The sequence below is a fragment of the Caldisericia bacterium genome (assembly GCA_021158845.1).
Lineage (GTDB): Bacteria > Caldisericota > Caldisericia > B22-G15 > B22-G15 > B22-G15.
Genome location: JAGGSY010000110.1, coordinates 1 through 1,580, shown reverse-complemented (window position 1 = coordinate 1,580; position 1,580 = coordinate 1). Strand labels below are relative to the sequence as shown.

The 1,580-nt window shown below is 40.9% G+C and carries 2 protein-coding genes; one reads left to right on the top strand and one right to left on the bottom strand.

The window, feature by feature from the left end; genetic code table 11:
- A partial coding sequence (locus J7J33_04250) for an NAD-dependent epimerase/dehydratase family protein (protein MCD6168502.1) occupies nt 1–494 on the bottom strand: 494 nt, incomplete at its 3' end.
- Nucleotides 495–679: 185 nt separating this feature from the next.
- Here J7J33_04250 and J7J33_04245 point away from each other — a divergent pair.
- Nucleotides 680–1,580 (top strand): DUF4932 domain-containing protein (locus tag J7J33_04245; GenBank protein MCD6168501.1); only part of this gene is annotated, 901 nt, incomplete at its 3' end.

Sequence of the window (1,580 nt, the reverse complement as noted above, 5' to 3'; positions counted from 1 at the left end):
CTTACGGTTGGGGCTCCATAGAGCTCATAAAAGACTTTGCAGTAATACTCAGCAGAGACTTTTGTTATCCCATAGGGCGAGAGAGGTTTAGGCTTTTCACTCTCTTTTAGGGGTAGTTTCTGGTTATCCCCATAGACAGCAGCGGAGGAAGCAAAGATTAGTTTTCCCTGCCCATCACTCAAGGCTTTTAAAATATTTAATGTGCCTAGAACGTTTATTTCTTCTGTTAAGAGTGGCCTTTCTACACTCTCAACCACACTCACAAGAGCCGCCTCATGAAAGACGTAATCTGCTTGAGAAATCAGCTCCGCTATGCTTTTGTAATCCCTAATATCAGCTTGAATGAACCTTACATTTGGAGGAACGTTTTCAATTTTTCCAACATAGAGGTTATCAATCACGATTACATCGTTATCTTCGCTAAGCTCTTCTGCAATGTGAGAGCCTATGAACCCAGCTCCTCCAGTGACAACAATGAGCTTGTTTTTTATCATGGCTTTCCCTCACTCTAAATTCCTCTCGGGGAATTTATAATTTATGGAACCTACCAGATAGTGATTAAATAAAGTCAACTACCCCTCCCTGATGGAAGGAGTCTCCAGCGGGCGCGTGAGATGAATAGCATTTCGTGAGAGGGAAACATTTTTTATCTTCTTTTCCAACAAATTAAGGTGAGGCCATGAAGAGAGCATCCTTTGTGTTATTCTTCATTGTTATTGTCTCTACTTTTCCTCAAGCCTCTGCAGAAGCTCCTGAAATAATCATCGAGGTAAATCCAAATCTTGAGCTTTTTGCTATTGTGTATATCTTAGCATTTAACGGGAGCGACCCATTTATAATAGCTCCTCAGAGCTATATTAGCGATGTTTTGGCATATTTTGATTCCTACAGAGATCATCCTGCTGTGTATTTGATGAGAGAGACAATTCCTAAAGATTTGCCTCACTATATAAGAGACTACTCAATAAATGGATTTGCGGCAAAACTGACATCTACGCCCTATCTTGGCAATATGAGTGAAAATGACCCCATTTTAAGTGAGTTTTATAGAGCTCTCGTGAGTTTTGCAAAGGAGAGCAACTTTATGGAATTCTATGAGGCCCATAGAGGAGAATACGAGAAAGTTTTAGAGCCGGCCAAAAGAGCACTCACTTCAGAGCTCTTTCAGGAGTTCGAAGAGTTCTTTGGATATCAGTATAAGACTTTTCACATAGCTCTCTCCTATTCCTTGAGAATTCACCCTGGGAGCAGAGTGGTTGGTGAAGTTGCGTATTATTTTGGCTACGTTGCTTTTATGCCCGGGCAATATGCCGAGATCTTTTACCTTTTCTTGGCCACTCACGAGTATTCTCACACGTTTATCAACCCTCTTGTTTCAAAGTATTTAGCCGAATTTTTGGAGCTTGAGTACTACCTTCAGGAGGTTAGAAGTGAGATCGCTTATGCAACTTATGACAAGCACTTTGATACAAACTATGTCTATCTCTCTGAGAACCTTGTGGAGGCATTGACAAACTATCTCCTCCTAAACTTTAAGCACGAACTTGTTCACGACCTCCCAAAATATTTTGTCTTAAGGG